Annotated in this window: 31 protein-coding genes; all 31 read left to right on the top strand. The window is 48.4% G+C overall.

Annotated features, from left to right (window positions below):
• Positions 1-102: 102 nt before the first annotated feature.
• The 31 genes from ruvX to SPTER_RS10480 all read left to right on the top strand — a co-directional run bounded on the left by ruvX (position 103) and on the right by SPTER_RS10480 (position 22,689).
• Positions 103-516: a Holliday junction resolvase RuvX gene (ruvX, locus tag SPTER_RS10625; RefSeq protein ID WP_144350389.1), complete on the top strand. Its 414-nt coding sequence runs from the start codon at positions 103-105 to the stop codon at positions 514-516.
• 89 nt (positions 517-605) lie between these two features.
• On the top strand, positions 606-944 hold the full coding sequence (locus SPTER_RS10620) for a DUF1292 domain-containing protein (RefSeq protein WP_144350388.1): 339 nt from the start codon (positions 606-608) through the stop codon (positions 942-944).
• 164 nt (positions 945-1,108) lie between these two features.
• Positions 1,109-2,122: an endolytic transglycosylase MltG gene (mltG, locus tag SPTER_RS10615; protein WP_246105567.1), complete on the top strand. Its 1,014-nt coding sequence runs from the start codon at positions 1,109-1,111 to the stop codon at positions 2,120-2,122.
• Positions 2,122-2,733: an O-methyltransferase gene (locus SPTER_RS10610; RefSeq protein WP_211367539.1), complete on the top strand. Its 612-nt coding sequence runs from the start codon at positions 2,122-2,124 to the stop codon at positions 2,731-2,733. Before mltG ends, SPTER_RS10610 begins: the two co-directional genes overlap by 1 nt.
• Positions 2,730-3,968 (top strand): peptidase U32 family protein, encoded by a 1,239-nt coding sequence (locus SPTER_RS10605; protein WP_144350387.1) that lies wholly within the window; start codon positions 2,730-2,732, stop codon positions 3,966-3,968. Before SPTER_RS10610 ends, SPTER_RS10605 begins: the two co-directional genes overlap by 4 nt.
• Positions 3,961-4,167 carry a DUF4911 domain-containing protein gene (locus tag SPTER_RS10600; RefSeq protein WP_144350386.1) on the top strand — a complete coding sequence of 69 codons (207 nt, stop codon included), beginning with the start codon at positions 3,961-3,963 and terminating at the stop codon, positions 4,165-4,167. Before SPTER_RS10605 ends, SPTER_RS10600 begins: the two co-directional genes overlap by 8 nt.
• Before the next feature lie 61 nt (positions 4,168-4,228).
• Positions 4,229-5,899 (top strand): peptidoglycan D,D-transpeptidase FtsI family protein, encoded by a 1,671-nt coding sequence (locus SPTER_RS10595; RefSeq protein WP_144350385.1) that lies wholly within the window; start codon positions 4,229-4,231, stop codon positions 5,897-5,899.
• Positions 5,900-6,056: 157 nt separating this feature from the next.
• Entirely contained in the window at positions 6,057-6,494 is a 438-nt protein-coding gene (gene aroQ, locus SPTER_RS10590; RefSeq protein WP_144350384.1) for a type II 3-dehydroquinate dehydratase, read from the top strand.
• 3 nt (positions 6,495-6,497) lie between these two features.
• Positions 6,498-7,568 (top strand): M24 family metallopeptidase, encoded by a 1,071-nt coding sequence (locus SPTER_RS10585; RefSeq protein ID WP_211367537.1) that lies wholly within the window; start codon positions 6,498-6,500, stop codon positions 7,566-7,568.
• 30 nt (positions 7,569-7,598) lie between these two features.
• Positions 7,599-8,156 carry an elongation factor P gene (efp, locus tag SPTER_RS10580; protein WP_144350383.1) on the top strand — a complete coding sequence of 186 codons (558 nt, stop codon included), beginning with the start codon at positions 7,599-7,601 and terminating at the stop codon, positions 8,154-8,156.
• 108 nt (positions 8,157-8,264) lie between these two features.
• A complete protein-coding gene (locus SPTER_RS10575) occupies positions 8,265-8,747 on the top strand; it encodes a CD1247 N-terminal domain-containing protein (RefSeq protein ID WP_144350382.1) in 483 nt (160 codons plus the stop codon).
• 143 nt (positions 8,748-8,890) lie between these two features.
• Positions 8,891-9,883 (top strand): stage III sporulation protein AA, encoded by a 993-nt coding sequence (gene spoIIIAA, locus SPTER_RS10570; protein ID WP_144350381.1) that lies wholly within the window; start codon positions 8,891-8,893, stop codon positions 9,881-9,883.
• Positions 9,874-10,392: a stage III sporulation protein AB gene (locus SPTER_RS10565; RefSeq protein ID WP_144350380.1), complete on the top strand. Its 519-nt coding sequence runs from the start codon at positions 9,874-9,876 to the stop codon at positions 10,390-10,392. The genes spoIIIAA and SPTER_RS10565 overlap by 10 nt, the downstream gene beginning before the upstream one ends.
• 24 nt (positions 10,393-10,416) lie before the next feature.
• Positions 10,417-10,614: a stage III sporulation protein AC gene (spoIIIAC, locus tag SPTER_RS10560; RefSeq protein WP_144350379.1), complete on the top strand. Its 198-nt coding sequence runs from the start codon at positions 10,417-10,419 to the stop codon at positions 10,612-10,614.
• Positions 10,615-10,628: 14 nt separating this feature from the next.
• Positions 10,629-11,015 carry a stage III sporulation protein AD gene (gene spoIIIAD / locus SPTER_RS10555; RefSeq protein WP_144350378.1) on the top strand — a complete coding sequence of 129 codons (387 nt, stop codon included), beginning with the start codon at positions 10,629-10,631 and terminating at the stop codon, positions 11,013-11,015.
• A gap of 12 nt (positions 11,016-11,027) precedes the next feature.
• Positions 11,028-12,188, top strand: coding sequence for a stage III sporulation protein AE (spoIIIAE, locus tag SPTER_RS10550; protein ID WP_246105566.1), 1,161 nt, complete (start codon positions 11,028-11,030; stop codon positions 12,186-12,188).
• A 24-nt stretch (positions 12,189-12,212) separates the two neighbouring features.
• Positions 12,213-12,827: a stage III sporulation protein AF gene (spoIIIAF, locus tag SPTER_RS10545; protein WP_144350376.1), complete on the top strand. Its 615-nt coding sequence runs from the start codon at positions 12,213-12,215 to the stop codon at positions 12,825-12,827.
• A gap of 14 nt (positions 12,828-12,841) precedes the next feature.
• Positions 12,842-13,456: a hypothetical protein gene (locus tag SPTER_RS10540; protein ID WP_144350375.1), complete on the top strand. Its 615-nt coding sequence runs from the start codon at positions 12,842-12,844 to the stop codon at positions 13,454-13,456.
• Between the two features lie 10 nt (positions 13,457-13,466).
• Complete coding sequence (locus tag SPTER_RS10535; RefSeq protein ID WP_144350374.1) at positions 13,467-14,006, top strand: SpoIIIAH-like family protein; 540 nt, start codon at positions 13,467-13,469, stop codon at positions 14,004-14,006.
• 129 nt (positions 14,007-14,135) lie between these two features.
• The gene (locus SPTER_RS10530; RefSeq protein ID WP_144350373.1) at positions 14,136-14,537 is read left to right on the top strand and encodes an Asp23/Gls24 family envelope stress response protein; all 402 of its coding nucleotides are present in this window, start codon (positions 14,136-14,138) and stop codon (positions 14,535-14,537) included.
• Positions 14,538-14,571: 34 nt separating this feature from the next.
• Entirely contained in the window at positions 14,572-15,111 is a 540-nt protein-coding gene (amaP, locus tag SPTER_RS10525; protein ID WP_144350372.1) for an alkaline shock response membrane anchor protein AmaP, read from the top strand.
• A gap of 11 nt (positions 15,112-15,122) precedes the next feature.
• Positions 15,123-15,350 carry a DUF2273 domain-containing protein gene (locus tag SPTER_RS10520; RefSeq protein WP_144352854.1) on the top strand — a complete coding sequence of 76 codons (228 nt, stop codon included), beginning with the start codon at positions 15,123-15,125 and terminating at the stop codon, positions 15,348-15,350.
• 22 nt (positions 15,351-15,372) lie between these two features.
• Positions 15,373-15,789, top strand: a complete 417-nt coding sequence (nusB, locus tag SPTER_RS10515; protein ID WP_144350371.1) for a transcription antitermination factor NusB — start codon at positions 15,373-15,375, stop codon at positions 15,787-15,789.
• A complete protein-coding gene (locus tag SPTER_RS10510) occupies positions 15,786-16,745 on the top strand; it encodes a Kae1-like domain-containing protein (protein WP_144350370.1) in 960 nt (319 codons plus the stop codon). Before nusB ends, SPTER_RS10510 begins: the two co-directional genes overlap by 4 nt.
• 70 nt (positions 16,746-16,815) lie before the next feature.
• Positions 16,816-16,953: a hypothetical protein gene (locus tag SPTER_RS24720; RefSeq protein ID WP_170233234.1), complete on the top strand. Its 138-nt coding sequence runs from the start codon at positions 16,816-16,818 to the stop codon at positions 16,951-16,953.
• A 118-nt stretch (positions 16,954-17,071) separates the two neighbouring features.
• A complete protein-coding gene (gene xseA, locus SPTER_RS10505; RefSeq protein WP_144350369.1) occupies positions 17,072-18,283 on the top strand; it encodes an exodeoxyribonuclease VII large subunit in 1,212 nt (403 codons plus the stop codon).
• Complete coding sequence (gene xseB, locus SPTER_RS10500; RefSeq protein ID WP_144350368.1) at positions 18,276-18,533, top strand: exodeoxyribonuclease VII small subunit; 258 nt, start codon at positions 18,276-18,278, stop codon at positions 18,531-18,533. Before xseA ends, xseB begins: the two co-directional genes overlap by 8 nt.
• A 5-nt stretch (positions 18,534-18,538) precedes the next feature.
• Positions 18,539-19,429 (top strand): polyprenyl synthetase family protein, encoded by an 891-nt coding sequence (locus SPTER_RS10495; protein ID WP_144350367.1) that lies wholly within the window; start codon positions 18,539-18,541, stop codon positions 19,427-19,429.
• Between the two features lie 10 nt (positions 19,430-19,439).
• Positions 19,440-19,898 carry a divergent PAP2 family protein gene (locus tag SPTER_RS10490; RefSeq protein WP_144350366.1) on the top strand — a complete coding sequence of 153 codons (459 nt, stop codon included), beginning with the start codon at positions 19,440-19,442 and terminating at the stop codon, positions 19,896-19,898.
• 53 nt (positions 19,899-19,951) lie between these two features.
• Entirely contained in the window at positions 19,952-21,874 is a 1,923-nt protein-coding gene (gene dxs, locus SPTER_RS10485) for a 1-deoxy-D-xylulose-5-phosphate synthase (RefSeq protein WP_246105565.1), read from the top strand.
• Positions 21,871-22,689, top strand: coding sequence for a TlyA family RNA methyltransferase (locus SPTER_RS10480; RefSeq protein WP_144350365.1), 819 nt, complete (start codon positions 21,871-21,873; stop codon positions 22,687-22,689). The genes dxs and SPTER_RS10480 overlap by 4 nt, the downstream gene beginning before the upstream one ends.
• The last annotated feature ends 2 nt before the right edge of the window (positions 22,690-22,691 follow it).

Here is a 22,691-nt window from a genome sequence, read left to right as displayed (position 1 = left end):
TTCGGCAGGTGGCCTTTGGGTATAATCTTTCTATCCCGGAGGCCACAATATCGGGACTTATACATTCTGACGGGTAAAATATGTAAATAATCAGGAGGAATTATGCGCATACTAGGGCTTGATGTTGGGGATAAAACCATTGGGGTGGCAGTCTGCGATGAATTAAGACTAACTGCGCAGGGCGTTGAGGTAATTAGACGCACATCTGCTGCCAAGGATTTTTCCAGGCTGAACGAGCTTATCACACAGTATGAGGCCGGACTTGTTGTGATTGGGTTGCCTAAAAACATGAATGGTACGATTGGACCACGGGGCGAACTTGTAAAAGAATTTGGTGCTGCTTTAGGGCGGGCTGCACCCCAGGTTGAAATCAAGTTCTGGGATGAACGGTTGTCCACCGTAGCCGCGCAAAAAGCCCTGATTGCGGCCGATGTCAGCCGCGCTAAGCGCCGGCTGGTAATCGACAAAATGGCGGCGGTTTTCATCCTGCAAGGATATCTTGACAGTTTAGCCTGAACAAAGCCATCCCTGCCAGCGGTTTTCTTGACAGGATATCCTTTCTAGGATAGAATAATATTGCGTATGAGTAAAAAGAGGTGAAAAAAATGGCAGATAACGAACAAGACGATATTATGGAGCTTGACGAGCCGGTAGTAGTCATGACTGATGAAGAAGGCAATGAATATTATTATCGCGAAGATATAATTGTTCCTGTCGGTGATAAGCGCTTTGCTATACTGGTCCCAATCGACGTTGATGAGGACGGCTGCGAATGCAGTGATGACAGCTGCGGCTGCGGCTGTGGCGAAGAAACGGATGTATTTATCGCCCGGATTGACGTTGACGAAAATGGTGAGGAAATTTACCTCGACCCAACAGATGAAGAGTTTGAGCAGGTGCGTAAGGCGTACGAAGAAATGGTTTTTGAAGAAGAGGAAGAGTAGAAAAATAAAGATTTTTCTTATCCCTTAGATTATACAGCATTGAATGTTATACGTTCTGATGGGATAAAAAGAAGCCGTAAGGCTTCTTTTTTAGCGCTATTTGTCTCCATAGGCATTATATATTATAATATAATAGCTATGTTAAGATGAAAGAGGGATAGTGGATGATCATGCTAAATCATTCAATTACAAAGCGGGCCATTACCGGCGTAGTTGCAGCGGCCTTAGTTATTGTCGGTGCCGCTATCGGGTGGGCGATGACTCAGCCTGCCGGCAGCTCTGCTGAGCTGCATCTTATTACAATTAAGCCAGGCACGCCAACCAAAGTTATTGCTGAAGAATTAGCCAGCCAGGGGTTGATTAAAAATACATTGGTTTTCCGGGCCGCGGCCAGACTTGAAGGCGTGGAAAACATGCTGCAGGCCGGCGAGTACGCGATAAGTGCCAACATGCCGGTACAGCAGATGCTGGCTATCATTTCCCAGGGTCAGACTGCCTACCAGCAGTTTACCATTCCCGAAGGCTATACTGTCGATCAAATTGCCCTGCTGTTAGCTGAGAAAAAACTGACTGATCCGGAGAAGTTTAAAGAAATTGCCAAAGATTTTGCCCCATTTGCCTATATGACTGCCAATCCTGACAGCAAATACCGGGTGGAAGGTTTTATATTTCCGGACACCTACCGGGTGGCTAAGGGTGTGACGGAAGAAGAACTGCTGACGATGATGGTTAACCAATTTGATACTAAACTGACACCAGACCTGCGAATACGGGCTTCTGAGCTGGGGCTTTCCCTGCGGGAGGTGGTTATCTTAGCATCACTGGTTGAAAAAGAAGCCCAGCTGAGTGAGGACAGGCCTGTAATCGCCGGGGTGTTTGCTAACAGGCTAACACTGGCGATGCCGTTGCAATCCTGTGCCACTATACAGTACATCCTGGGTTATCCCAAGCCTGAACTTACGATTCAGGACACTCAGATCATATCACCTTATAATACCTATCAGATCATGGGTTTGCCGCCAGGACCGATATCTAATCCCGGCAGTGCAGCGATCAAGGCTGTACTGTTTGCAGACAAGACCGATTATTTGTATTTTGTTGCCGATAAGCAGGGGAAACATCATTTTAGCAAAACCTATGCGGAACATTTAGCGGCAATTGATCAGGTGCAAATGTAATGGGTGACACCGACCAGGTATTAGCCTTAATGCAGGCTTATGCGGCTAGAAATCATGTGCCGATCATCAGCCAGGACGGCCGACTGCTGCTACAGGCAGTGGCTGCCGCCACTCAGCCGGCGTCTGTATTGGAAATCGGAACAGCCATTGGTTATTCAACCTTGCTGTTGGCGGCTAATATGGCGCCAAACGGACGGATAATAACATTGGAAAAGGACGAAGGCCGGATTGCTGTGGCCAAACAGTTTTTGGCTGCTGCCGGGGTGTCAACACCGGTAACCATGATTGCCGGCGATGCCGGCGAGATCATACCCCGGCTGGCCGGTACATTTGATTTAGTATTTATTGACGCTGCCAAGGGGCAGTATCTTGATTATTTATATAAGGTGATGGATAAACTTTCTCCGGAAGCTGTCGTTATTGCCGATAATGTATTATTTAGAGGCTGGGTACTTGATGAGCAGGCTGCCCCCCGGCGTTTTCGTACTATTATTAAACGCCTGAAGGCTTATCTGGATTTTGTTACTAATGACTTGCGGTTTAAGACGACAATCCAGCCGATTGGTGACGGCATGGCTGTATCCTATTACCAGGGAGAGACAAAACAGTGAGAAAACCCGAGCTTTTAGCGCCTGCGGGCAATTTAGAGAAACTAAAAATGGCACTTATTTACGGTGCCGATGCTGTGTACATGGGCGGCAAAGCTTTTGGCCTGCGAGCCTTCAGTGATAATTTTGGGCAGGATGATATGCGGCAGGGAATTGCCTTTGCCCATCGCCTTGGCAAAAAGGCTTATATTACAATCAACATTTTCCCGCACAATGACGACCTGGCAGCGCTGCCGGATTATATCAGGGATGTGGCTGCTATGGCGGCAGATGCCATCATTGTATCTGACCTGGGGGTATACCGTATCGCCCGGCAGGCAGCCCCGGGGCTGCCTATCCATATCAGCACGCAGGCCAACTGTACCAATTGGGCCACAGCCCAGTTCTGGCAGGAGCTGGGCGCTGCGCGCATAGTACTCGCCAGAGAGCTTTCCCTGCGGGAGATAGGTCTGATCAGGCAGAAAGTTAATGTTGAGCTTGAGGCTTTTGTGCATGGTGCGATGTGTATGTCTTATTCCGGGCGGTGTCTCATAAGCAACTACCTGACCGGGCGTGATGCTAACCGGGGTGAGTGTGCCCAGCCCTGCCGCTGGCAATATCATCTAATGGAAGCAAACCGCCCGGGAGTCTACCTGCCGGTAATGGAAGATGACCGTGGCACCTACATCTTTAATTCGAAAGATTTGTGCCTTCTCACTCACCTGCCGGCGTTAGTTGCCAGTGGCTTAAACAGCTTTAAGATTGAAGGCCGGATGAAAAGTGTTCATTATGTGGCTACGGTTGTTAAGGTATACCGTGAAGCCATCGATTCCTACGCCAGCTCACCGGTGGATTTTCATATCAGAAAATGCTGGCTGGAGGAATTGCAGAAAGTCTCACACCGGGAATACACAACCGGGTTTTACTTCAATAAAACATCGGCCCAAGACCAGATATATACCTCCTCAAGTTATACCCAAACCCATGATTTTGTGGGTTTAGTTAAAGAATATGATCCGGTATCAGGCCTGGCGGTAATCGAACAGCGCAACAATATAAAAGTCGGGGAAGAGATTGAAATTATGCAGCCCGGACAGGAAAACTTCCGGCAAAGGATTACGCAGATGGTTGACACTGGCGGTATTCCCATTGCAGTGGCCCCTCATCCCCAGCAGCTGGTGACAATGCCGTTAAGCAGGCCGGTGGTACCGTATTCTATGTTGCGCAGACCGGAAAAAACGGAGCCCAGTCATGAGTAATCTGATATATATTCAAGTGGAACCCAGGAATGTTAATTTTATTAACCGGGTCATGGAAGGATACGAATATCTGGGGGTAGTCAGTACACTGGACCGTTTTGCCGGTATCCTGGTTATCCGGGCAACACCGGATACAGCCGGTGAAGTGCATAAGATACTGGCCCATCTCCCGGTCAGCGTTCAATATATTGAGCGCTGAATAACCTGTTGCCACTCTAAGCCATACTATACCTACTAATGACTAGTTAGCAGGTGATAATATGGCTTATTCCAGCCGGCGTATTTATCAATTGGTTTTATTTTTTTTGGTTTTCTCCAGTCTGATGGTCTTGCGGTTGTTTTATCTCCAGATTATTCACGGTCCGCAGCTGGCCCTGGAAGGGCTCAGCATTCGCGTTCAGGAACTGCCTGTGGATGTTGCCAGAGGCGAAATACTGGACCGCAATTATATACCGCTGACTAATACCTCCCAGCAGTACAGTATTGTTGTTTTTCCGGGTCAGATTGAAGACAAAACTGCAATTGCCTTTAGTAAGATTGACAATGTTGTCCATCTGCCGCCGGCGTTGCTGGCCGCCGGTTTGCGACGTTTAAACACCAACGAATACCCTTTCCGGCTAGCCGGTGTGGAGAGCAGTACAGCCAAACAAATTAATGATATGAAGCTGCCAGGTATTGTGGCGGTTGCGGAGAAGGTTCGTTATGGGCACGGGGTCCTGGCGGCGCATGTGGTGGGCTATATCAATTCTGCCGATAACCGGGGGGTTAGCGGGATCGAAAGTATGTATGATGCTTTGCTCCGGGGCAGTCAGCCTGAATATGTAGCCGCTATCGTTGATGCCGGCCAGCAGCTGATACCTGGTTTAGGTTATAAAAGAATGAAACTGGCAACAGGTACCAGAGAAACTAATGTTGTACTGACAATTGATAAGCAGATTCAGCAAAATGTGGAAGCTATTATGAACCGTACTGTTCTTAAAGGCGCCGTGATAGTAATGCGCCCCGGCAGCGGCGAGATACTGGCGATGGCATCACGGCCGGCCTTTGATGCCAATCATCTCAGCCAGTACCTGGAGCAGAACAGCTCCCCCCTGCTTAACCGGGCCGTTTCCTCCTATCAGCCCGGCTCGGTATTCAAATTGGTAGTGGCGGCGGCGGCTCTGGAGAGTAAAGCGGTAAAAATGGATGATGTCTTTTTTGATCCCGGCTATATTGATGTTAATAATATCAGATTTCAGGGCTGGGATTATGAACAGGCACCCAAAGGACGGCTGACAATAACTGAGGCCATGGCCCATTCCAGCAACCCGGTATTCATTCACATAGCCTTACAGTTAGGTGCTGAAAATTTGATTACTATGGCCCAAAAGCTTGGTTTTGGATCACGGACTAAGCTTGATTTTTTTGGTGAGAGTGAGGGAAATTTGCCGGAAGCCGACCAGCTTTATCCGGGCGATTTGGCTAATCTGGCCATTGGTCAGGGTTTTTGTGAAGCGACACCGGTACAGTTGGCACAAGCTGTGGCCACGATCGTCAATGACGGTATTAAGGTTGATCCCTATATTGTCAGCGAACTTACCAGCCAGGAAGGTTTAACTGTTAAAAACTTTCACGATTCCAAGCCGCGGGTAAGAGTTATGTCCCGTCAGACTGCGGAGAGAGTGCGGGGAATGATGGGGGCCGTTACCCAATATGGCACCGGTCAGGCCGCCTATGTGGACGGCTTTGGTTCGGCCGGCAAAACAGGCTCAGCCGAAACAGGGCGGATAAATAAAACCGGGCAGGGGATTAATCATGCGTGGTTTGCCGGTTTTACCCCGCTTAAAAACCCGGAATATGTAATTGTGGTGTTTGTGGAGGAGGGGATGTCAGGCAGTAATGTTGCTGCCCCGATTTTCCGGGAAATAGCCACTGCCATTGTAAAAGAGTAAGGGAAACGCCTTAGCCCCAAGGCGCAGGCAGAAGTTTTTTAGTAGTCAAACAAGAAAATATATGCTAAAATGTAAAAGCTAGTGTACAGATGTATTTTTTGGCAATAGCTTGGTTACAGGATAAAGAGCTGGAGATGATAGGGTGGCAGCGTATACCATGAGAGTACTGGTCCTGCACGGACCTAATCTGAATCTACTGGGGAAACGTGAGCCTGAAGTATATGGCAGGACTACACTTGACGATATTAATGACTTGTTAAGCCGGCGGGCCAAAGAACTGGGAATCGAGCTAACGATTATCCAGACTAACCATGAAGGTATTATGGTTGACACGATTCAGCAGGCTCATGCTAATTTTGCCTGTATTATTATTAATCCTGCAGCTTTTACGCACTATAGCATTGCGGTGCGGGATGCGCTGGCAGCCATAAACGTTCCGGCTGTTGAAGTACATTTATCCAACATCTACCGGCGGGAGGAGTTCCGTCAGCACTCAGTAATCTCGCCGGTGGCAGTAGGCCAGATAGCCGGCTTTGGCGCAACAGGCTATCTATTGGCGCTAGAAGCGGCCTACGCTTTGATAAGGGGTGCATAAGCGATGATACAGCAGCGTCTGGCCACTCTTTATGAACTTATGATAAAACACCGTCTTGACGGCATTATTGTTACCAAACCGGAGAATCGCCAGTATTTTAGTGGTTTTACCGGTTCAGCGGGAATGCTGGTTATCAGCAGGACCCAGGCCCCCAGATTATTAACCGATTTCAGATATGTTGAACAAGCCAAACAGCAGGCTGCTTTATATCAAATTGTCCGCCACGGGGCAGTGATTTATGATTCGCTGGCAGCGGCGGTGAAGGAGCTTGAGCTGACCCGCATCGGTTTTGAAAGCGATTTTATAACCTGGGAGATTTATCAAAAGTTAGCAAATTGCCTGAGTGAGCAAAAACTATCACCTGTAAAACTTGATGGGCTGAGGATTGTTAAAGACCAAACAGAATTGGCCTTTCTCACCAAAGCGGTGGAGATTGCTGATTCAGCATTTAATCAAATATTGCCAATGATTAAGCCGGGAATAACCGAACTGGATATTGCCCTGGAGCTTGAATACCGGATGCGCAGGCTTGGTGCAGAGAAACCGGCCTTTGCTACAATTGTGGCTTCAGGGGTAAGAAGCGCCTTGCCGCATGGCCGGGCGTCAGATAAAATAATTGAAGCCGGTGATTTCATTACGATTGATTTCGGAGCGGTATTTGCGGGCTATCATTCCGATATGACGCGAACGGTTGTGGCCGGTACTGCTGATGCCAGGCAGCGCGAAATCTATAAGCTTGTACTGACGGCCCAGCTGACTGGTATTAACGCGGTGAAGGCCGGTAAAACCGGCCGGGAGGTCGACCAGGCGGCCCGGGAGGTCATTGCCAGGGCTGGCTATAGTGATTACTTTGGGCATGGCTTAGGGCATGGGGTTGGTCTTTTTATTCACGAGGAGCCCCGTTTGTCACCGACCGGCGACATTAAACTGGCTGCAGGTATGGTAGTTTCGGTTGAGCCGGGAATTTATCTGCCAGGCTGGGGTGGCGTACGTATTGAAGATTTAGTGGTTGTTTCTGCTGATGGCTGCAAAATTCTTACTGCTAGCAGCAAGGACTTAATAGAATTAGGCTAATTGACAGAACAATGGGGAGGCTTATCATTAATGATTTCAAGCAATGATTTTCGGACAGGGGTAACAGTTGAAATTGATGGCGATGTCTGGCAGGTAGTTGACTTCCAGCACGTAAAACCAGGCAAAGGGGCCGCATTTGTCCGGGCTAAACTAAAAAACGGCCGTACCGGTGCAGTGGTTGAACGCACCTTTAATGCCGGCGAAAAATTACCCAAGGCCCATGTTGAACGGCGTGAAATGCAATTCCTGTATGAGAGTGACGGCATGTTCAACCTGATGGATAATGAGAATTTTGAACAGATTGCGTTGTCCGGGGAACAAATGGGTGACGCCCGTAAATTCTTAAAAGAAAATATGAATATAGCGGTATTATTTTTCCAGGGTAATGTGATCGGTATTGATTTGCCGATGTCAGTAGAATTAACGGTTGTCGAGACCGATCCCGGCATCAGGGGTGATACCGCCACCGGCGGGACTAAACCGGCAAAACTGGAAACAGGTCATGTTGTCCGGGTGCCGCTCTTTATCAATACCGGTGAAGTTTTACGGATTGACACCCGCAGCGGCGACTATATCGAACGGGCCTAACAACGATTAAACCGGAAAAACTCCTCCTTAAGTTATGTTTTAATAAGCATTGGACATACTAGAAATAGTGTCTAAGACTAAGAACATAGCTAAAGGGGGGGTATTTTTATGAGAAACCTTAAAGAGAAAGTTGCTTATTTACATGGCTTGACACAAGGTCTTAATGTTAACGAACATTCCTCAGAAGGCAAGGTTTTGCTTAATATTATTGACGTGCTTGAATCGTTTGCCGACGAAGTCCAAAATGTTAATCTGGCGCAGTTGGAGCTTGAGGACTATGTAGAGTCGATTGATGAAGATTTAACTGACCTCGAAGAACAAATATATGAAGAAGATGTAGATGATGACGGCTATGATGATGGCGATCTAGACGATGATGACGATGATGACGATGATGAGATGGTCGAAATGGCTTGCCCTGGCTGCCATGAAATGGTTACCTTCGAATCAAGCATATTAGATGATGAGGAAGATATTGAGGTTACCTGCCCGTATTGCGGCGGAATAGTGTATGATAATGAACTGGATATCACTGTTGATAACCGCTATAACCAGCGAGCCTCTGGTCATATCATGCATCCCGGCGTGTAATAACATACTTGGTCACCCAAGACTTAGCATAAGCTAAGTCTTTCTTTTTGTCATAAACCAATTTCTTATCACATATCTATGTAAAGAAAAGGAGCGATAAATCCTGAGACAAGTCGCCTACTAATGAACGAGGATGAAGACTTATGAAAAATATTCAAACCTCTTTAAACGAACATATTTATCCTGTTTTACCGCCTCATATTGCCCGGCTAATTGCGGCCTTACCCGGCAGTATGCTGAACAAGGTCACTGAGATTCGCATCCGGGCTGATCAGCCGCTGCAACTGGTATTAGGCAGCCAGGATATTACCGTGCAGACAGAGCATAAAACCCGTTTGTATCAATGCACCAGTGAGGATGTAAACAGAACATTCCAGCTGATATGCAAAAACTCGGTTTATGCTTTTGAAGAAGAAGTCAGACAGGGATATCTGACAATCGCCGGCGGTCACCGGGTTGGCCTGACTGGACAGGCAATAACCATGGAAGGAACAGTCAGGACACTTAAGCATATCAATTCTCTGAATATCCGCTTAGCAAGAGAAATAACAGGCTGTGCTGACCGTATTCTGCCGTTTGTGACAGCCAAAGAACATAATGAAGTATTCAGTACCCTAATTATTTCACCGCCCCGTTGTGGTAAAACAACAATTTTGCGGGATTTAATCAGGCAATTGAGTACAGGCAATCCGCTGCTGGGGATAGCCGGTGTACAAATAGGCGTGGTGGATGAGCGGTCTGAAATAGCGGCCTGTCAACAGGGGATACCGACTGTCGATTTAGGGCCGCGTGTTGATGTGCTTGACGCCTGCCCCAAAGCCAGTGGGCTTTTGATGCTGATCAGGTCTATGGCCCCGTACATCGTTGCCACCGATGAATTAGGCCGCCGGGAAGACGCTCTGGCGGTACGGGAAGCTGTTTGTGCCGGCGTAAAAGTCCTGGCTACCGCCCACAGCCGGACAATTGCTGAATTTCAGCAGCGCCCTTATGTGGGGGAGTTAATCCAGGAACAGGTTTTTGAACGGTACATTATTCTCAGTAACCGGTCAGGACCTGGCACGATTGAGGAAATCCTCGATTCCCGGCATAAAAAAGCAATAGGTGCCTGTTTAAATGAGGTGAACGTATGTGGTTAAAGATTCTCGGCAGTTTGCTGGTGGTTATAGCCGGGACTTGCATCGGCTTTAGCCTGGCTGGCCGTTATGTGGAACGGCCGCGGCAGATCAGACAGCTCATCAGCTGTTTATCAGCCCTTAAATCTCACATTAATTACGTGGCTGTTCCATTGCCTGAGGCTCTGTCCCAGTGTACCGGCGGCATTACCGGCCCGGTAGCCGACCTGTTTCATACGATGGCGGAATTATTGAAAAGCAAAGGCTGGCTTACGCCCCAGGCCGCCATGCTGCAGGCGCTGACAGAAACCGACCGGCTTGTTCTCAGTAAGCCGGAACGGGAGATTATCGCTGTGTTTAGTGCCAATTTAGGGGGCATGAACCGGGAAGAACAGCACAAATCCCTGGACTTAGTCCATGAACAGCTGTCCAGAATACAATATGAAGCAGAAAAAATCTGTGACCAAAATGCCCGAATGTATCGTTACTTAGGGGTTTGCGGCAGCTTGGCCGTGGTTATCGTTTTAGTATAGGGAGTTAAATAGGGGGGAGAGCACATGGGAATTGACGTGTTGTTTAAAATTGCCGGCGTGGGTATTTTAATCTCCGTTTTTCATACTGCATTAAAGCAGGCTGGTAAAGAAGATATGGCTCATTTATGTACCCTTGCCGGTTTTGCCCTGGTGTTGTTATGGGTAGTACAACTATTAGGCCGACTGTTTAATACTGTTCAGGATGTATTTAAGCTGTTCTAAGGGGTGTACACGCCATGGAAATCATACAAATTATCGGGCTAGGGTTTGTCGTTACTTTGCTGATTTTAATCATCAAACAACAGCGACCGGAACTAGCCGTGCAGCTGGCCCTAACCTTGTCGACCATCATCTTTCTCATGGTGCTTGGCAAGATTAATGTGGTGCTGGATTTATTCCGGGACTTATCAGAAAAAGCCAATATCAGTCAAATGTACTTAAATACGATTCTCAAAATTATTGGCATTGCCTATATTACAGAATTTGGTGCCCAGGTGTGCCGGGATGCCGGGGAGGGTGCAGTGGCCGGTAAAATCGAATTTGCCGGTAAAATTCTCATTATGGTTATGGCTATACCGATTATTGCCTTGGTCCTGGAAACGATTGTGAGACTCATTCCTTAAGGTGGAATGCATGTGAAAAGAATAATAATTACAGCGATACTCTGTATGCTCTGGGGCAATATGGCCTGGGCAGCGACTGATGCCGGACCGGATTTACCCGTTGATTTACTGGAAAGTACCTCAGTAAATCACATCAATCAGTTTATTCAGGAAATTAACAAAGAGCTTACCGAGGAAATTCCCTTCCTGAGTACTGAAACAATCAAGGATATTGCCACCAAAGGCCTGACCTTCAACTGGGAAACCATTGCCAATAAGCTGCTCTCCTATTTCTTTAAAGAAGTAGCCACAAATATTCACCTGCTGGGCAAGTTATTATTTTTAGCCGTATTGTGTGCCTTGCTGCAAAATCTGCAAAATTCGTTTGAGCAATCAGCAATTTCCTTGCTGGCCTACAGTGTATGTTTTATCTTTTTGTCAGTGATTGCCCTCAGTGCCTTTTATCAGGGACTGACACTTGCCCGGGAAACAGTAAGCAACATGGTTGGTTGTATGGAAGCGCTGCTGCCCTTATTACTCTCGCTCTTAGCCGGGGTAGGGGCTCTAACCTCGGCCGCGCTGCTGACCCCGCTGATGCTCCTGGTAGTAAGTGCAACCAGCGTGATTGTTAAAGATATCGTTTTACCGCTCTTGTTCCTGACGGCTGTCTTAGAATGCGTAAATTATCTGTCCGGCAGCTACAAGCTTAGTAATTTGACAGGAGTGCTGAAACAGGCCGGGATGATGACACTGGGCTTAGTGCTGGTAGTTTTTATCGGTATTGTCAGCATTCAGGGGGTAGCCGGCAGTGTTGCCGACGGTCTGACATTGAGAACGGCCAAATACGCAACTGCCACTTTTATACCGGTAGTGGGTAAAATGTTTGCCGACACTGTTGAACTGGTTATGGGGGCCTCGCTGTTGTTAAAAAATGCCGTTGGCATTTTCGGTGTATTGGCCATTGCGCTGATCTGTGCACTGCCGCTTATTAAACTTATTTCCTTAGTTGTGGTAATAAAGATTGCCGGGGCCCTGATTCAGCCTATGGGTGATGAAAAAATGGCCAGGTGCCTGGATGCCATGGGCAATAATCTGCTGTTAGTGTTTGGCGCATTATTAACAGTTGCCTTAATGTTCTTCTTAATAGTTACTATGATTATTGGTGCCGGCAGTGTGGCGATGATGCTGCGTTAAAAAACGGCGGCGGTGGGGGATAATATGATAGATTCTGTTACTGTCTGGGTGAAAAGTATTATCTATGTGGTGTTATTTGCCTCGTTTCTGGAACTTTTGCTGCCTAATAGCAGCATGCAGCGCTTTATCAGGGTAATTATGGGCTTGTTTATTCTGCTGGCCATTTTAAATCCGATAATCAGCGTTTTAGAAGACAGGCTGTCGGCAGATCAAATTCCGGCTTTGGCCCAGGCCGGCAGTACGTTGTCTGATACAGAAATTTTAAGTGCCGGCACGCAGGCTGCCGGTAAGCGTAATCAGCTGGTCAGGGAAATATATGCCAGGGATCTGTCCAAGCAAATAAGGGCGATGGTAATGGCGATCGACGGTGTAGCCAATGCCAAGGTAACAGTAGCCATTGCCGAAACACAGCCGGGTAGTAAAGAGATGGGCAAAATCAACAATGTAGTTGTGTATATTGAACCAGGGTTTGCCGCTGATGAGCGCAAAATTGCCAAAGTGACGATTGGCGAAAAACCTGCTGAAATACCCAAGGAGTCCAATAAGCTGCCGCCGGCAGTAATAAACAAAGTAAACAGGATGGTGACCGAGTTATACCAGCTTAAGTCCAGCCAGGTTGAGGTTAAACAGATACAATAGGAGGTAAGAGAGGTATGGGAGCGTTAGGAACTTCGCTGAAAGGATGGCTGTCTGGAGCCAAAAAAGCGGTCCCCAGTCAACTATTGAAAGACGGTGTCATTAATGCCAGGCTCATCTGGCTCGGACTACTGGGGATTGTACTGCTGTTAATCGGGGGGTTATATGAACCGTTGCCGGCAAAAACTCAGCCCTCGCTCGCAGCGGATATTACCAAAGGCACTCCGGCCGCCCGCAGCTATGAAGAGGTGCTGGAGGGCAAACTCTCAAATTTGCTGGCCCAGATCAAGGGGGCCGGGGCCGTATCCGTAAATGTAACCCTAGAAACAGGGGGGCTGCAGGAACCGGCCAAAAATATTACCAAGGAAACGCGAACAGTGCAGGAAAAGGACAATACGGGCGGAATTCGCACAACCACCGAAACTAAAGAGTCCGAACAGGTATTATTAAGCAAAGAAAGCGGTGCCGACCGGCCGGTGATGGTCCGGGAATACAAGCCGGTCATTAAAGGCGTGCTGGTCGTAGCGGAAGGGGCTTTTGATTCAACAGTTAAGGCTAATCTGACCAGAGCTGTGGAATCAGGGTTAGGTATCCCCTCCTATAAAATTACAGTACTGCCGCAAAGAAAGTGAGGGTAAGAGTATGAGAATATTCTCAGTATTATCTATAAATAAAATAGGAAAACTTGCTGCCTTTATAGTGGCCGCCGGCATTCTTTCCCTGCTTATCAGCGGCGCCTGGAACTACGCCCAGGATATGCGTACCGCCCGGGCGGACAGATCGAATGCCATGCAGGTGACAAAAGCGGTCAGCGAGCAGGTTGTACCGGTAATGGCTCCCGACTTTTTTGTTGAATACCGGCTGGAAAGGGATAAGATCAGAAGCGAACGGTCCGATCTCCTGCGGGAGATTATAAAAGATGCTAAAACCGAAGATAGTAAACAGGAGGCGCAGGCAACGATTTTAAAAATGACTCTGGAAAAGCAGCGGGAAGCAGAAATGGAAAACTTAATCAAATCCAAAGGCTTTGGCGATGCACTGGTATTTATCCGGGATAACTCCGTTAGTGCTGTTGTTAAAACAACCGCACTGTCCCGGGAGGAAGTAATCCAGGTGGCGGAAGTCATTTGCCGTATTGCCGGGGTTAAGCCTGAGGATGTTACGGTAAGCGCTAAACCGTAAGCGGAGAGACTCTCTCCGCTTTTTTTCACCTATTTGTAAAAATGGAAAAAGCTTGGTATAATAATATAGTTATAAGATATCCGGTCCTGTAATACATTGTAATAGTAAAGAGTTTGGGGAGGGTGGGAAATGGAAAAGAGAGAGCGGATGGAAAAAACAGAACATAATGATGTTGGTTCTATCAGGATCGCTGATGAGGTTGTTGGCATTATTGCCGGGCTTGCGGCCACCGAAGTTACCGGCGTGGCGGGCATGAGTGCCGGTTTAGTCGGCGGTATTGCCGAGATGCTGGGTAAAAAAAATCTCTCCAAAGGAGTTAAGGTTGAGGTCGGCGAACGGGAAGCGGCAGTGGATTTATATATTATCGTTGAATATGGCGTGCGTATCCCCGATGTCGCGCTGAGAGTCCAGGAAAATGTTAAACGGGGCATTGAATCTATGACCGGCCTTGATGTTGTGGAAGTGAATATTCATGTTCAGGGTGTAGGCTTTGCTCTGGACGATAAAGAAGAAGACATTAGGGTAAGATAACGGGAAGAGGCCAAAAGAAAGGAGAGCGAACGCTATGGGGATTATTGACCGCATTATCCTGTCTATTTACACATTTTTACTGGCTTTTTTATCATTCGCCGCCATTCTCCTGTCTTTACGCCTTATTCCATTGGAATTGGCGTGGACAAGCATTGGCCATATCTATGGCCAGTGGGAAGCTTCGCTGGTGGGAGCGGTATTTTTATTAGTTAGCATCAGACTGCTTTTGGCCGGCCTTCGCTCCCGTAAAGCCAAAGATACCATTGTCCATCACAATGAAATTGGTGATGTACATATTTCCCTGACTGCGGTCGAGAATCTGGTGGAAAAAACGGTCCGTCACCTGCGGGGTGTACGGGGCATCAAGGTAAAGGTGGCGTTGACCCCCCAGGGCATTACCGTGCACATAAAAGCGGTAGTCAGCCCGGAAAGCCATGTGCCGACTGTGGCCGGTGAAATTCAACAGCGTGTGCATGAGTATATAAAAAACACTGTAGGGATCGAGCTGGCTGACGTTCAGGTTACGGTGGATAATATCAGCAATGATTTTAAAGCGAAACAGCGTGTTGAATAGAGGTGACAGTTGTGAATTCCAAACTACTGGAGGAAATCTGGCAGCACCATAGCGGTAAACTTCTTGGGGTGTTATTTGGCTTTATATTTGGCATCCTGGTTATAACTTTTGGTTTTTTTCGTACACTATTTGTAGTTTTATGCGTAATTGCCGGTTATGTTGTAGGCAAACGCATTGACCAAAAAGAAGATATTATGGAAATTTTGGATAAGCTGCTACCTCCAGGTTACAATCGGTAGGCGCTTAGAAAGAAGGAAATTTATGAGCCGTAGAAAGGCCCGTGAGATGGCTGTGCAAGCATTATTTCAATTGGATTTTAACGCGGGTGTCAGCAATGATGAAGCACTCAACTCTGTATTTAGTGAGCGGGAAGACGTTAATGAGAATACCAGGCTCTATGCTAAGTCACTGGTTGAAGGTACCTATAGCAATTTAGCCGTTATTGATGACTACATATCTGAGTTATCTAAAGAATGGAAAATTGAACGCATGGCCGGTGTTGACCGTAATATAGCCCGGATGGCTATTTATGAAATGAAATACAGTCAGGAGCGCTTACAGCCAGGCGTTGCCATTAATGAAGCTGTGGAATTGGCAAAAACCTTTGGCACTGAGGAGTCCAGCCGGTTTATCAATGGTATTTTAGGATCAATTGTAAAAAATAAAGGGCTGGCATGAGCTATTTCCTGGGGATAGATACCAGTTGTTATACAAGTTCAGTAGCGCTGCTGAATGAGGCGGGCCAGTTAGTTGCCGATTGCCGGAGAATTCTGCAGGTTAAGGCTGGCAGCCGGGGGCTTCAGCAATCGGCAATGGTGTTTCAGCATACCCGCAATCTGCCGGAACTATTTGCTGAAGCCTGCCGGGAGCTTCCCGGGCCTGTGGCCTTCAAAGGCATCGCGGTTTCCGCCTATCCCCGGCCGTTGCCGGATTCCTATATGCCTGCGTTTCTGGTTGGTGACGGCTATGCTAAGGTGTTAGCGCTAAGCCATAATGTTCCCCTTCAGCGCATCAGTCATCAGGAAAGCCATATTTTTGCCGGACTTTGGTCGGCCGGTGGTCCGGGATCAGCACAATTTCTGGCGGTTCACTTATCGGGCGGCACTACTGAGCTTATGCGGGTATCAGCCGCGGCCGGTCCCCAACAGGCCAAGAGATTAAAGATAGAGATCATTGGCTGCAGTCAGGATATTCAGGCCGGACAATTGGTAGACCGTGTGGGCGTTTTATTAGGGCTGCCTTTTCCCGCCGGGCCTCACCTGGAGGCTCTGGCTGCACAAGACCGCAGCCACGCAGTAAAAATACCGGTCTGTGTCCGCGGCACCACCGTTAGTTTTGCCGGCCCCGAGACTCATGTCCGCAAATTAGTAACCCAGGGTACTGACAGAGGAGCAATTGCTGCCGGGGTGGAGCTTAGCATTGCCACAGCGGTAATGACTATGCTCAAGCAGGCAGTCGCAAGTACCGGCCTTACAGAGGTGCTGCTGGTAGGCGGGGTAATGGCCAACCGCTTTATCAGGCACTACCTGTCAGAACAGCTGGAACGCCCCGGGGTGGCAAAACTTTATTTTCCTGAAAACAGGTATAGTCCGGACAATGCAGCCGGTGCTGCTTATGCTGCCTTCAACGCCTGACAGCTGCAGATTCACCAATGCAGCTGCTCCGGCATATGATACACAAATTCATATGCCGGGAGGTGACACCATGGTTCCCTATATTCTTGCCGGTGCAGTCATAGGCTCGGTTGTTGGTCATCTTATTCCGCCCGGATATTTTTTCTGGTTCGTGGTGGGGGGGATAAGCGGATATTTAGCTCAGCGCTATTTCGGTGCCCGATTTTAAAGGTTAAAAATCTTTACCCAGACTTATGTCTGGTTTTTTTTGTATTTATAGGTTATTATTATGTTTGTCTGGTTCCTAATTAAAAATATGATGCAAAATAAAATCAGGTGGTATGAATATGAGCAATATATATACTGTCAGCGATTTTACCAAATATCTTAAAAGTCTGTTTGATAAAGACCCGAAACTGGTTTCAGTTGCTATCCGGGGCGAGTTGTCTAATTTTAAATGTCACTATTCGGGCCACTGCTATTTTACCCTTAAAGATGCCGGTTCACAGATAAAAGGGGTTATGTTTAAAAGCCGGGCCCAGTTTTTAAAATTTGAACCGCGCGATGGGCTTAAGGTAGTCGTGTTTGGCCAGGTGACTATATTCGAACGCGACGGCCAGTACCAGCTTTACGCCGATCAGTTAATTCCTGACGGCCTGGGAGAACTCAGTATTGCCTTTAACCAGCTGAAAGAAAAGCTGGCAGCAGCCGGCCTGTTTGAGGAAAGCCGTAAACGGCCCCTGCCGCTGTTGCCCAGAGCGGTGGGGCTTGTAACCTCGCCGTCCGGAGCGGCGCTAAGAGATATTATTACCGTTGCCAACCGGCGCCATCCTGGCCTGTGTCTGATTCTGTTTCCGGTTCAGGTTCAGGGACTGGAGGCGCCCGGACAAATTGTCCAGGCTATCCAGGCTTTTAACCGCCTGGCTAATGTCGATGTTATTATTGCCGGCCGCGGGGGCGGCTCGATCGAAGAGTTATGGGCCTTTAATGATGAAAAGGTAGTGCGGGCTATCGCTGAATCGGTCATCCCCGTTGTGTCGGCGGTGGGTCACCAAACAGATTACACCTTAGCCGATTTTGCCGCCGACCGCCGGGCCGCAACGCCTTCGCAGGCTGCTGAACTTGTTGTTCCGGATGTCAATGAGCTGAAGCGCTATATCCATACACTCCAAACCATGCTGGAGAACAATATCCGGACTTATTTGAAAGACCGGCGGCAAGTGCTGCAGCAGCTCCGCGATAACAAAGTATTTCTGCAGCCGGAAAAACTGTTGGCTGACAAAAAGCAGCTTACCGATTTATACACGGAACGGTTAGGCCAGGCAATGCAAAAAATCATTGTCGCAAAACAGCATGTGTTGAAAATACATACAGAAAAGCTCGCTGTGCTTAATCCGCTGGCGGTACTGGCCAGAGGCTACAGTCTGGTCCGTACACCGGCGGGACAAGTGGTGACCGGAGCCGGTCAGGTCATAGCCGGTCAGCGGCTGGAGATTGTTTTGCGGCAGGGGCGGCTGGATGTCGATGTGGTTAGGGTAAAGGAGGAGAAAAATGGCTAATAAAGCAGGTAATAAACAAAGTAATGTATGTTTTGAAGACGCTCTTGGCAAATTAGAAGTAATTGTAAAGCAACTGGAAACAGGTGAACTGCCGCTGGAGGATGCCTTAGACCGGTTTTGCGAAGGTATTGCCTATGCCAAACTGTGTTTTGAACGCCTTACTGCTGCCGAAGCCCAGGTAAATAAAATTCTGCAGCAGGAACAAGGCAAGCTTGTTGAAAAACCGCTTAATCTGGTGGAGGCTGATTGACTGCTATGACAAAACAATTTTCCCTAAGTCATTATTGCCGGCAAAAAGTAAGTTTGCTGGAAGAGGCGCTGGCCTGTTACACTCCGGCTGATGCCTGCCCGCCGATTATCTTTGAGGCAATGCGCTACAGCCTGTTTGCCGGCGGCAAAAGGCTGCGGCCGATTATGCTGATGGCGGCAGCCGATGCTGCCGGCGGCTGCGGCGCTGATTATCTGCCTGTGGCCTGCGGGTTGGAGATGATTCACACCTATTCGCTGATTCATGACGATTTGCCGGCCATGGATAATGATGATTACCGGCGTGGTAAACTCACCAATCATAAAATATATGGTGACGGCATGGCAATCTTAGCTGGGGACGGGTTATTAACAGCCGCGTTCAGCACAATGCTCTCCCAGCCTAATGTTCAGGCAGCAACATTGATTAATGTAGTCAAAGAGATAGCTGTTGCTGCCGGTGCCGCCGGTATGGTCGGCGGCCAGGCGGTCGATCTTGCCTCGGCCGGACAAACGGTTGATGCCAATACCCTGAAGTTTATCCATCAGGCCAAAACCGGCGCGTTATTTAAGGCCGCACTGCGGGCAGGAGCTATGCTGGCCAATGCCAGCCCAAATCAGCTGGCAGCACTGACTGCTTATGCTGAACATTTCGGTCTGGCTTTTCAGATTACAGATGATATGCTTGACGTAACTGGCAGTCAGGACAAGATTGGTAAACCGGTGGGCAGTGATATGAGGAATCAGAAAGTGACTTATGTAACACTGTATTCGCTTGACGGCGCTAAACACCTGGCTCAGCAGGCCGTAGACAATGCCTTGCTCAGCTTACAGGATTTTGGCTCTGAAGCTGTAATTTTACGCGACTTAGTGGAATATTTAATCAATCGTGAAGCCTGAGGTGTAAATAATGTTCGATTTTATGGCGGGAATCGGGAAAAATGTTATATTAATGACTGCCATTACCGCATGGTTTACCGCCCAGGTATTAAAGACAATAACCTCTTACTGGCGCCACGGATCATTTAATGCCGAACGGCTTGTCGGTGCCGGTGGTATGCCCAGTTCACATACGGCATTGGTGGTCAGCCTGGCTGTTGGTGTAGCCCTTAAAGATGGGCTGGAATCCAGTTTGTTTGCGGTAGCGGTCGTCCTGGCCGGCATTGTCATGTACGATGCGGCCGGCGTACGCCGGGCAGCAGGCAAGCAGGCCAAAGTTATTAATAAATTAGTACGCGAAATGCGGGTCGAACACAAAGTCCGGGACACCAGACTTAAAGAGTTATTAGGGCATACACCACTCGAGGTGCTGGGCGGAGCCGTTCACGGTACTCTTATAGCCTATGCGTTTTATGTATTTTGTAGATGAATGTTAGTCCTAAACTATGCTATAATATGTTTTGGAAAATACATTCATGCATTATGACTTCTGTCAGGGAAAGCGGGGAAGTTGGTTTGGGGACATTGCTTGATGGCATTAACGGGCCACAAGACCTTAAAAGTCTTTCTTTAGGGCAATTAGAAAAGCTCGCCGGTGAAATCCGCGAGCTTCTTATACATACTGTATCCGCCAATGGCGGACATTTAGCACCTAACTTAGGTGTTGTTGAATTAACACTGGCGCTGCACAGGACATTCAACAGTCCCAATGATAAATTTATCTGGGATGTGGGACATCAGGCGTATGTACATAAAATTTTAACCGGTCGCCGCCGCCAGTTTTCCACCCTCCGGCAGACCGGGGGCATCAGCGGCTTTCCTAAAAGATGTGAAAGCCAGCATGATGTTTTTGGTGTGGGGCATTCCAGCACCTCTATATCTTCAGCCTTAGGCGTAGCGCTGGCGCGTGATATGTCAGGCGATACCTATAATGTTATCGGTATCATTGGCGATGGTTCACTGACCGGCGGTCAGGCTTATGAAGCCCTCAACCATGCCGGCCACCTTAATATTAATCTCACGGTGGTCTTAAACGACAATGAAATGTCGATTGCCAAAAATGTGGGGGCGATGTCGGAGTACCTGGCAAAACTGCGTACTGCGCCCACCTATTCCAAGGTAAAACATGATATTGAATATTTACTGCGCCGGATTCCGGCCATAGGGGAAAGTGTTGCCAAAACTGCCGAACGGGTAAAAGACAGCCTGAAATATCTGCTGGTACCGGGAATGTTATTTGAAGAATTAGGCTTCACCTATTTTGGACCCATTGACGGTCATAACATACCTTTAATTCTGGATGTGCTTGACAAGACCAAAAGTATTAAAGGCCCGGTGCTTATTCATTTACTTACGCAAAAAGGCAAAGGGTATGCACCGGCAGAATGTAATGCCGATAAGTTTCACGGGGTTGGACCATTCTGTATCGATACAGGTGAGATAATAAAAAACGGGGGGGCCCCTTCGTATACCCAGGTGTTTGGCGATACCCTGGTAAAACTGGCCGAGCAGAACCCTGATATTGTTGCCATAACGGCGGCTATGCCGGAGGGAACCGGCTTAAAAAAATTCTCGGCAAGATTCCCTGAGCGTTTTTTTGATGTGGGCATTGCCGAGCAGCATGCCGTTACCTTGGCGGCCGGGATGGCCACCCAGGGTAAAAGACCGGTGGTTGCCGTATATTCTACTTTTTTACAGCGGGGCTATGATCAGATCCTGCATGATGTATGCCTGCAGAATCTGCCGGTAATTTTTATGCTGGACCGGGCCGGGATTGTTGGCGAAGATGGTGCCACTCACCACGGTGTATTTGACTATTCTTTCCTACGCCATATCCCGAATATGGTCATGATGGCGCCTAAAGATGAAAATGAACTCCGGCATATGCTCTATACGGCGACGCAGCTTAATGGCCCGGTGGCGATTCGCTATCCACGCGGCAGCGGCGTTGGTGCAGAGAGTAAACCTGATTTTACGCAGCTTGAACTAGGAAAGTCTGAGGAACTTTTGCTCGGAAAAGATCTGGTGTTGCTTGCCATTGGGACAATGGCTGCCGCCTGTTGCCAGGCCGCGGCCCTGTTAGCTCCCAAAGGCATTGAGGCCGGTGTGGTCAACGCCCGCTTTGTCAAACCCCTGGACGGACAGTTGATCCGCCGGCTGGCCAGGGATAAAGGTGTAATAATTACAGTCGAGGACAATGTGCTGGCAGGAGGGTTCGGGTCAGCCGTGCTTGAATATATTAATGCCCAGCAGCTTAACTGGGTAAAAGTATTACGGCTGGGCTTACCTGACAAATATATCGAGCATGGGCCCCGGAACTACTTACTATCCCGGCACGGTTTAGATCCGCAGGGCATTGCTGCCAGTGCCGAGGCTTTTATCCGTCAGTTTGGAGTAAGGAAATGACAGGGGCACGCACCAAAGAGCGTCTTGATATATTACTGGTTGAAAAGGGGCTGGCTGTCAGCCGTGAACGGGCCAAGGCCTATATTATGGCCGGACTGGTGACTGTGGACGGCCAAAAATCAGACAAAGCGGGTACTGTTGTGCCTACCACCGCCAGAATTATTGTTCACGGGGACAATATTGGCTTTGTCAGCCGCGGCGGGCTTAAACTGGCTAAAGCACTGGCGCGGTTTAACCTGGACTTAGCGGGGAAAGTAATGGCTGATGTCGGCGCGTCAACCGGCGGCTTTACCGATTGTGCCCTCCAGAACGGCATTCGTAAAGTGTATGCCATTGATGTTGGGTATGGGCAGTTAGCCTGGTCCCTTAGGACCGACGCCCGGGTAATAAACATGGAACGTACCAATATCCGCCATGTCACACCGGCGGATTTGGGGGAGTTATTAGATTTTGTCTCGATTGATGTGGCCTTTATCTCGCTTGATAAAGTGCTGCCGGTCGTTAAAACACTGCTCGCTCCCCACGGGGAAGTAGTCGCACTTATTAAACCACAGTTTGAAGCAGGTCGGGAAAAAGTCGGCAAAAAAGGGGTTGTCCGGGAGCCGGCGGTTCATCGTGAAGTTATCAACAATGTCGTGAATATGGCTGGGTCGCTCGCACTGGTACCGCTGGGACTGACTTTTTCACCGGTTAAGGGACCAGAAGGCAATATTGAATACCTTTTATATTTAGTGAATTATCCGGCTGCTGCTGCCGTAGAAGAGGCTGGTATTGCTGCCGTAGTGGCTGAGGCTCATGCCAATTTAACGGGATAACG

Source organism: Sporomusa termitida, from assembly GCF_007641255.1.
Lineage (GTDB): Bacteria > Bacillota > Negativicutes > Sporomusales > Sporomusaceae > Sporomusa > Sporomusa termitida.
Note: the sequence above shows the minus strand (reverse complement) of the source record. Positions and strands in the feature narration are given on the sequence as shown.

Bases quoted from the DNA above. Each gene is read 5' to 3' on its own strand.
- ruvX (WP_144350389.1), top strand. From the start codon at position 103: ATGCGCATACTAGGGCTTGATGTTGGGGATAAAACCATTGGGGTGGCA.
- SPTER_RS10620 (WP_144350388.1), top strand. From the start codon at position 606: ATGGCAGATAACGAACAAGACGATATTATGGAGCTTGACGAGCCGGTA.
- mltG (WP_246105567.1), top strand. From the start codon at position 1,109: ATGATCATGCTAAATCATTCAATTACAAAGCGGGCCATTACCGGCGTA.
- SPTER_RS10610 (WP_211367539.1), top strand. From the start codon at position 2,122: ATGGGTGACACCGACCAGGTATTAGCCTTAATGCAGGCTTATGCGGCT.
- SPTER_RS10600 (WP_144350386.1), top strand. From the start codon at position 3,961: ATGAGTAATCTGATATATATTCAAGTGGAACCCAGGAATGTTAATTTT.
- SPTER_RS10595 (WP_144350385.1), top strand. From the start codon at position 4,229: ATGGCTTATTCCAGCCGGCGTATTTATCAATTGGTTTTATTTTTTTTG.
- aroQ (WP_144350384.1), top strand. From the start codon at position 6,057: ATGAGAGTACTGGTCCTGCACGGACCTAATCTGAATCTACTGGGGAAA.
- SPTER_RS10585 (WP_211367537.1), top strand. From the start codon at position 6,498: ATGATACAGCAGCGTCTGGCCACTCTTTATGAACTTATGATAAAACAC.
- efp (WP_144350383.1), top strand. From the start codon at position 7,599: ATGATTTCAAGCAATGATTTTCGGACAGGGGTAACAGTTGAAATTGAT.
- SPTER_RS10575 (WP_144350382.1), top strand. From the start codon at position 8,265: ATGAGAAACCTTAAAGAGAAAGTTGCTTATTTACATGGCTTGACACAA.
- spoIIIAA (WP_144350381.1), top strand. From the start codon at position 8,891: ATGAAAAATATTCAAACCTCTTTAAACGAACATATTTATCCTGTTTTA.
- SPTER_RS10565 (WP_144350380.1), top strand. From the start codon at position 9,874: ATGTGGTTAAAGATTCTCGGCAGTTTGCTGGTGGTTATAGCCGGGACT.
- spoIIIAC (WP_144350379.1), top strand. From the start codon at position 10,417: ATGGGAATTGACGTGTTGTTTAAAATTGCCGGCGTGGGTATTTTAATC.
- spoIIIAD (WP_144350378.1), top strand. From the start codon at position 10,629: ATGGAAATCATACAAATTATCGGGCTAGGGTTTGTCGTTACTTTGCTG.
- spoIIIAF (WP_144350376.1), top strand. From the start codon at position 12,213: ATGATAGATTCTGTTACTGTCTGGGTGAAAAGTATTATCTATGTGGTG.
- SPTER_RS10540 (WP_144350375.1), top strand. From the start codon at position 12,842: ATGGGAGCGTTAGGAACTTCGCTGAAAGGATGGCTGTCTGGAGCCAAA.
- SPTER_RS10535 (WP_144350374.1), top strand. From the start codon at position 13,467: ATGAGAATATTCTCAGTATTATCTATAAATAAAATAGGAAAACTTGCT.
- SPTER_RS10530 (WP_144350373.1), top strand. From the start codon at position 14,136: ATGGAAAAGAGAGAGCGGATGGAAAAAACAGAACATAATGATGTTGGT.
- amaP (WP_144350372.1), top strand. From the start codon at position 14,572: ATGGGGATTATTGACCGCATTATCCTGTCTATTTACACATTTTTACTG.
- nusB (WP_144350371.1), top strand. From the start codon at position 15,373: ATGAGCCGTAGAAAGGCCCGTGAGATGGCTGTGCAAGCATTATTTCAA.
- SPTER_RS10510 (WP_144350370.1), top strand. From the start codon at position 15,786: ATGAGCTATTTCCTGGGGATAGATACCAGTTGTTATACAAGTTCAGTA.
- SPTER_RS24720 (WP_170233234.1), top strand. From the start codon at position 16,816: ATGGTTCCCTATATTCTTGCCGGTGCAGTCATAGGCTCGGTTGTTGGT.
- xseA (WP_144350369.1), top strand. From the start codon at position 17,072: ATGAGCAATATATATACTGTCAGCGATTTTACCAAATATCTTAAAAGT.
- xseB (WP_144350368.1), top strand. From the start codon at position 18,276: ATGGCTAATAAAGCAGGTAATAAACAAAGTAATGTATGTTTTGAAGAC.
- SPTER_RS10495 (WP_144350367.1), top strand. From the start codon at position 18,539: ATGACAAAACAATTTTCCCTAAGTCATTATTGCCGGCAAAAAGTAAGT.
- SPTER_RS10490 (WP_144350366.1), top strand. From the start codon at position 19,440: ATGTTCGATTTTATGGCGGGAATCGGGAAAAATGTTATATTAATGACT.
- dxs (WP_246105565.1), top strand. From the start codon at position 19,952: ATGACTTCTGTCAGGGAAAGCGGGGAAGTTGGTTTGGGGACATTGCTT.
- SPTER_RS10480 (WP_144350365.1), top strand. From the start codon at position 21,871: ATGACAGGGGCACGCACCAAAGAGCGTCTTGATATATTACTGGTTGAA.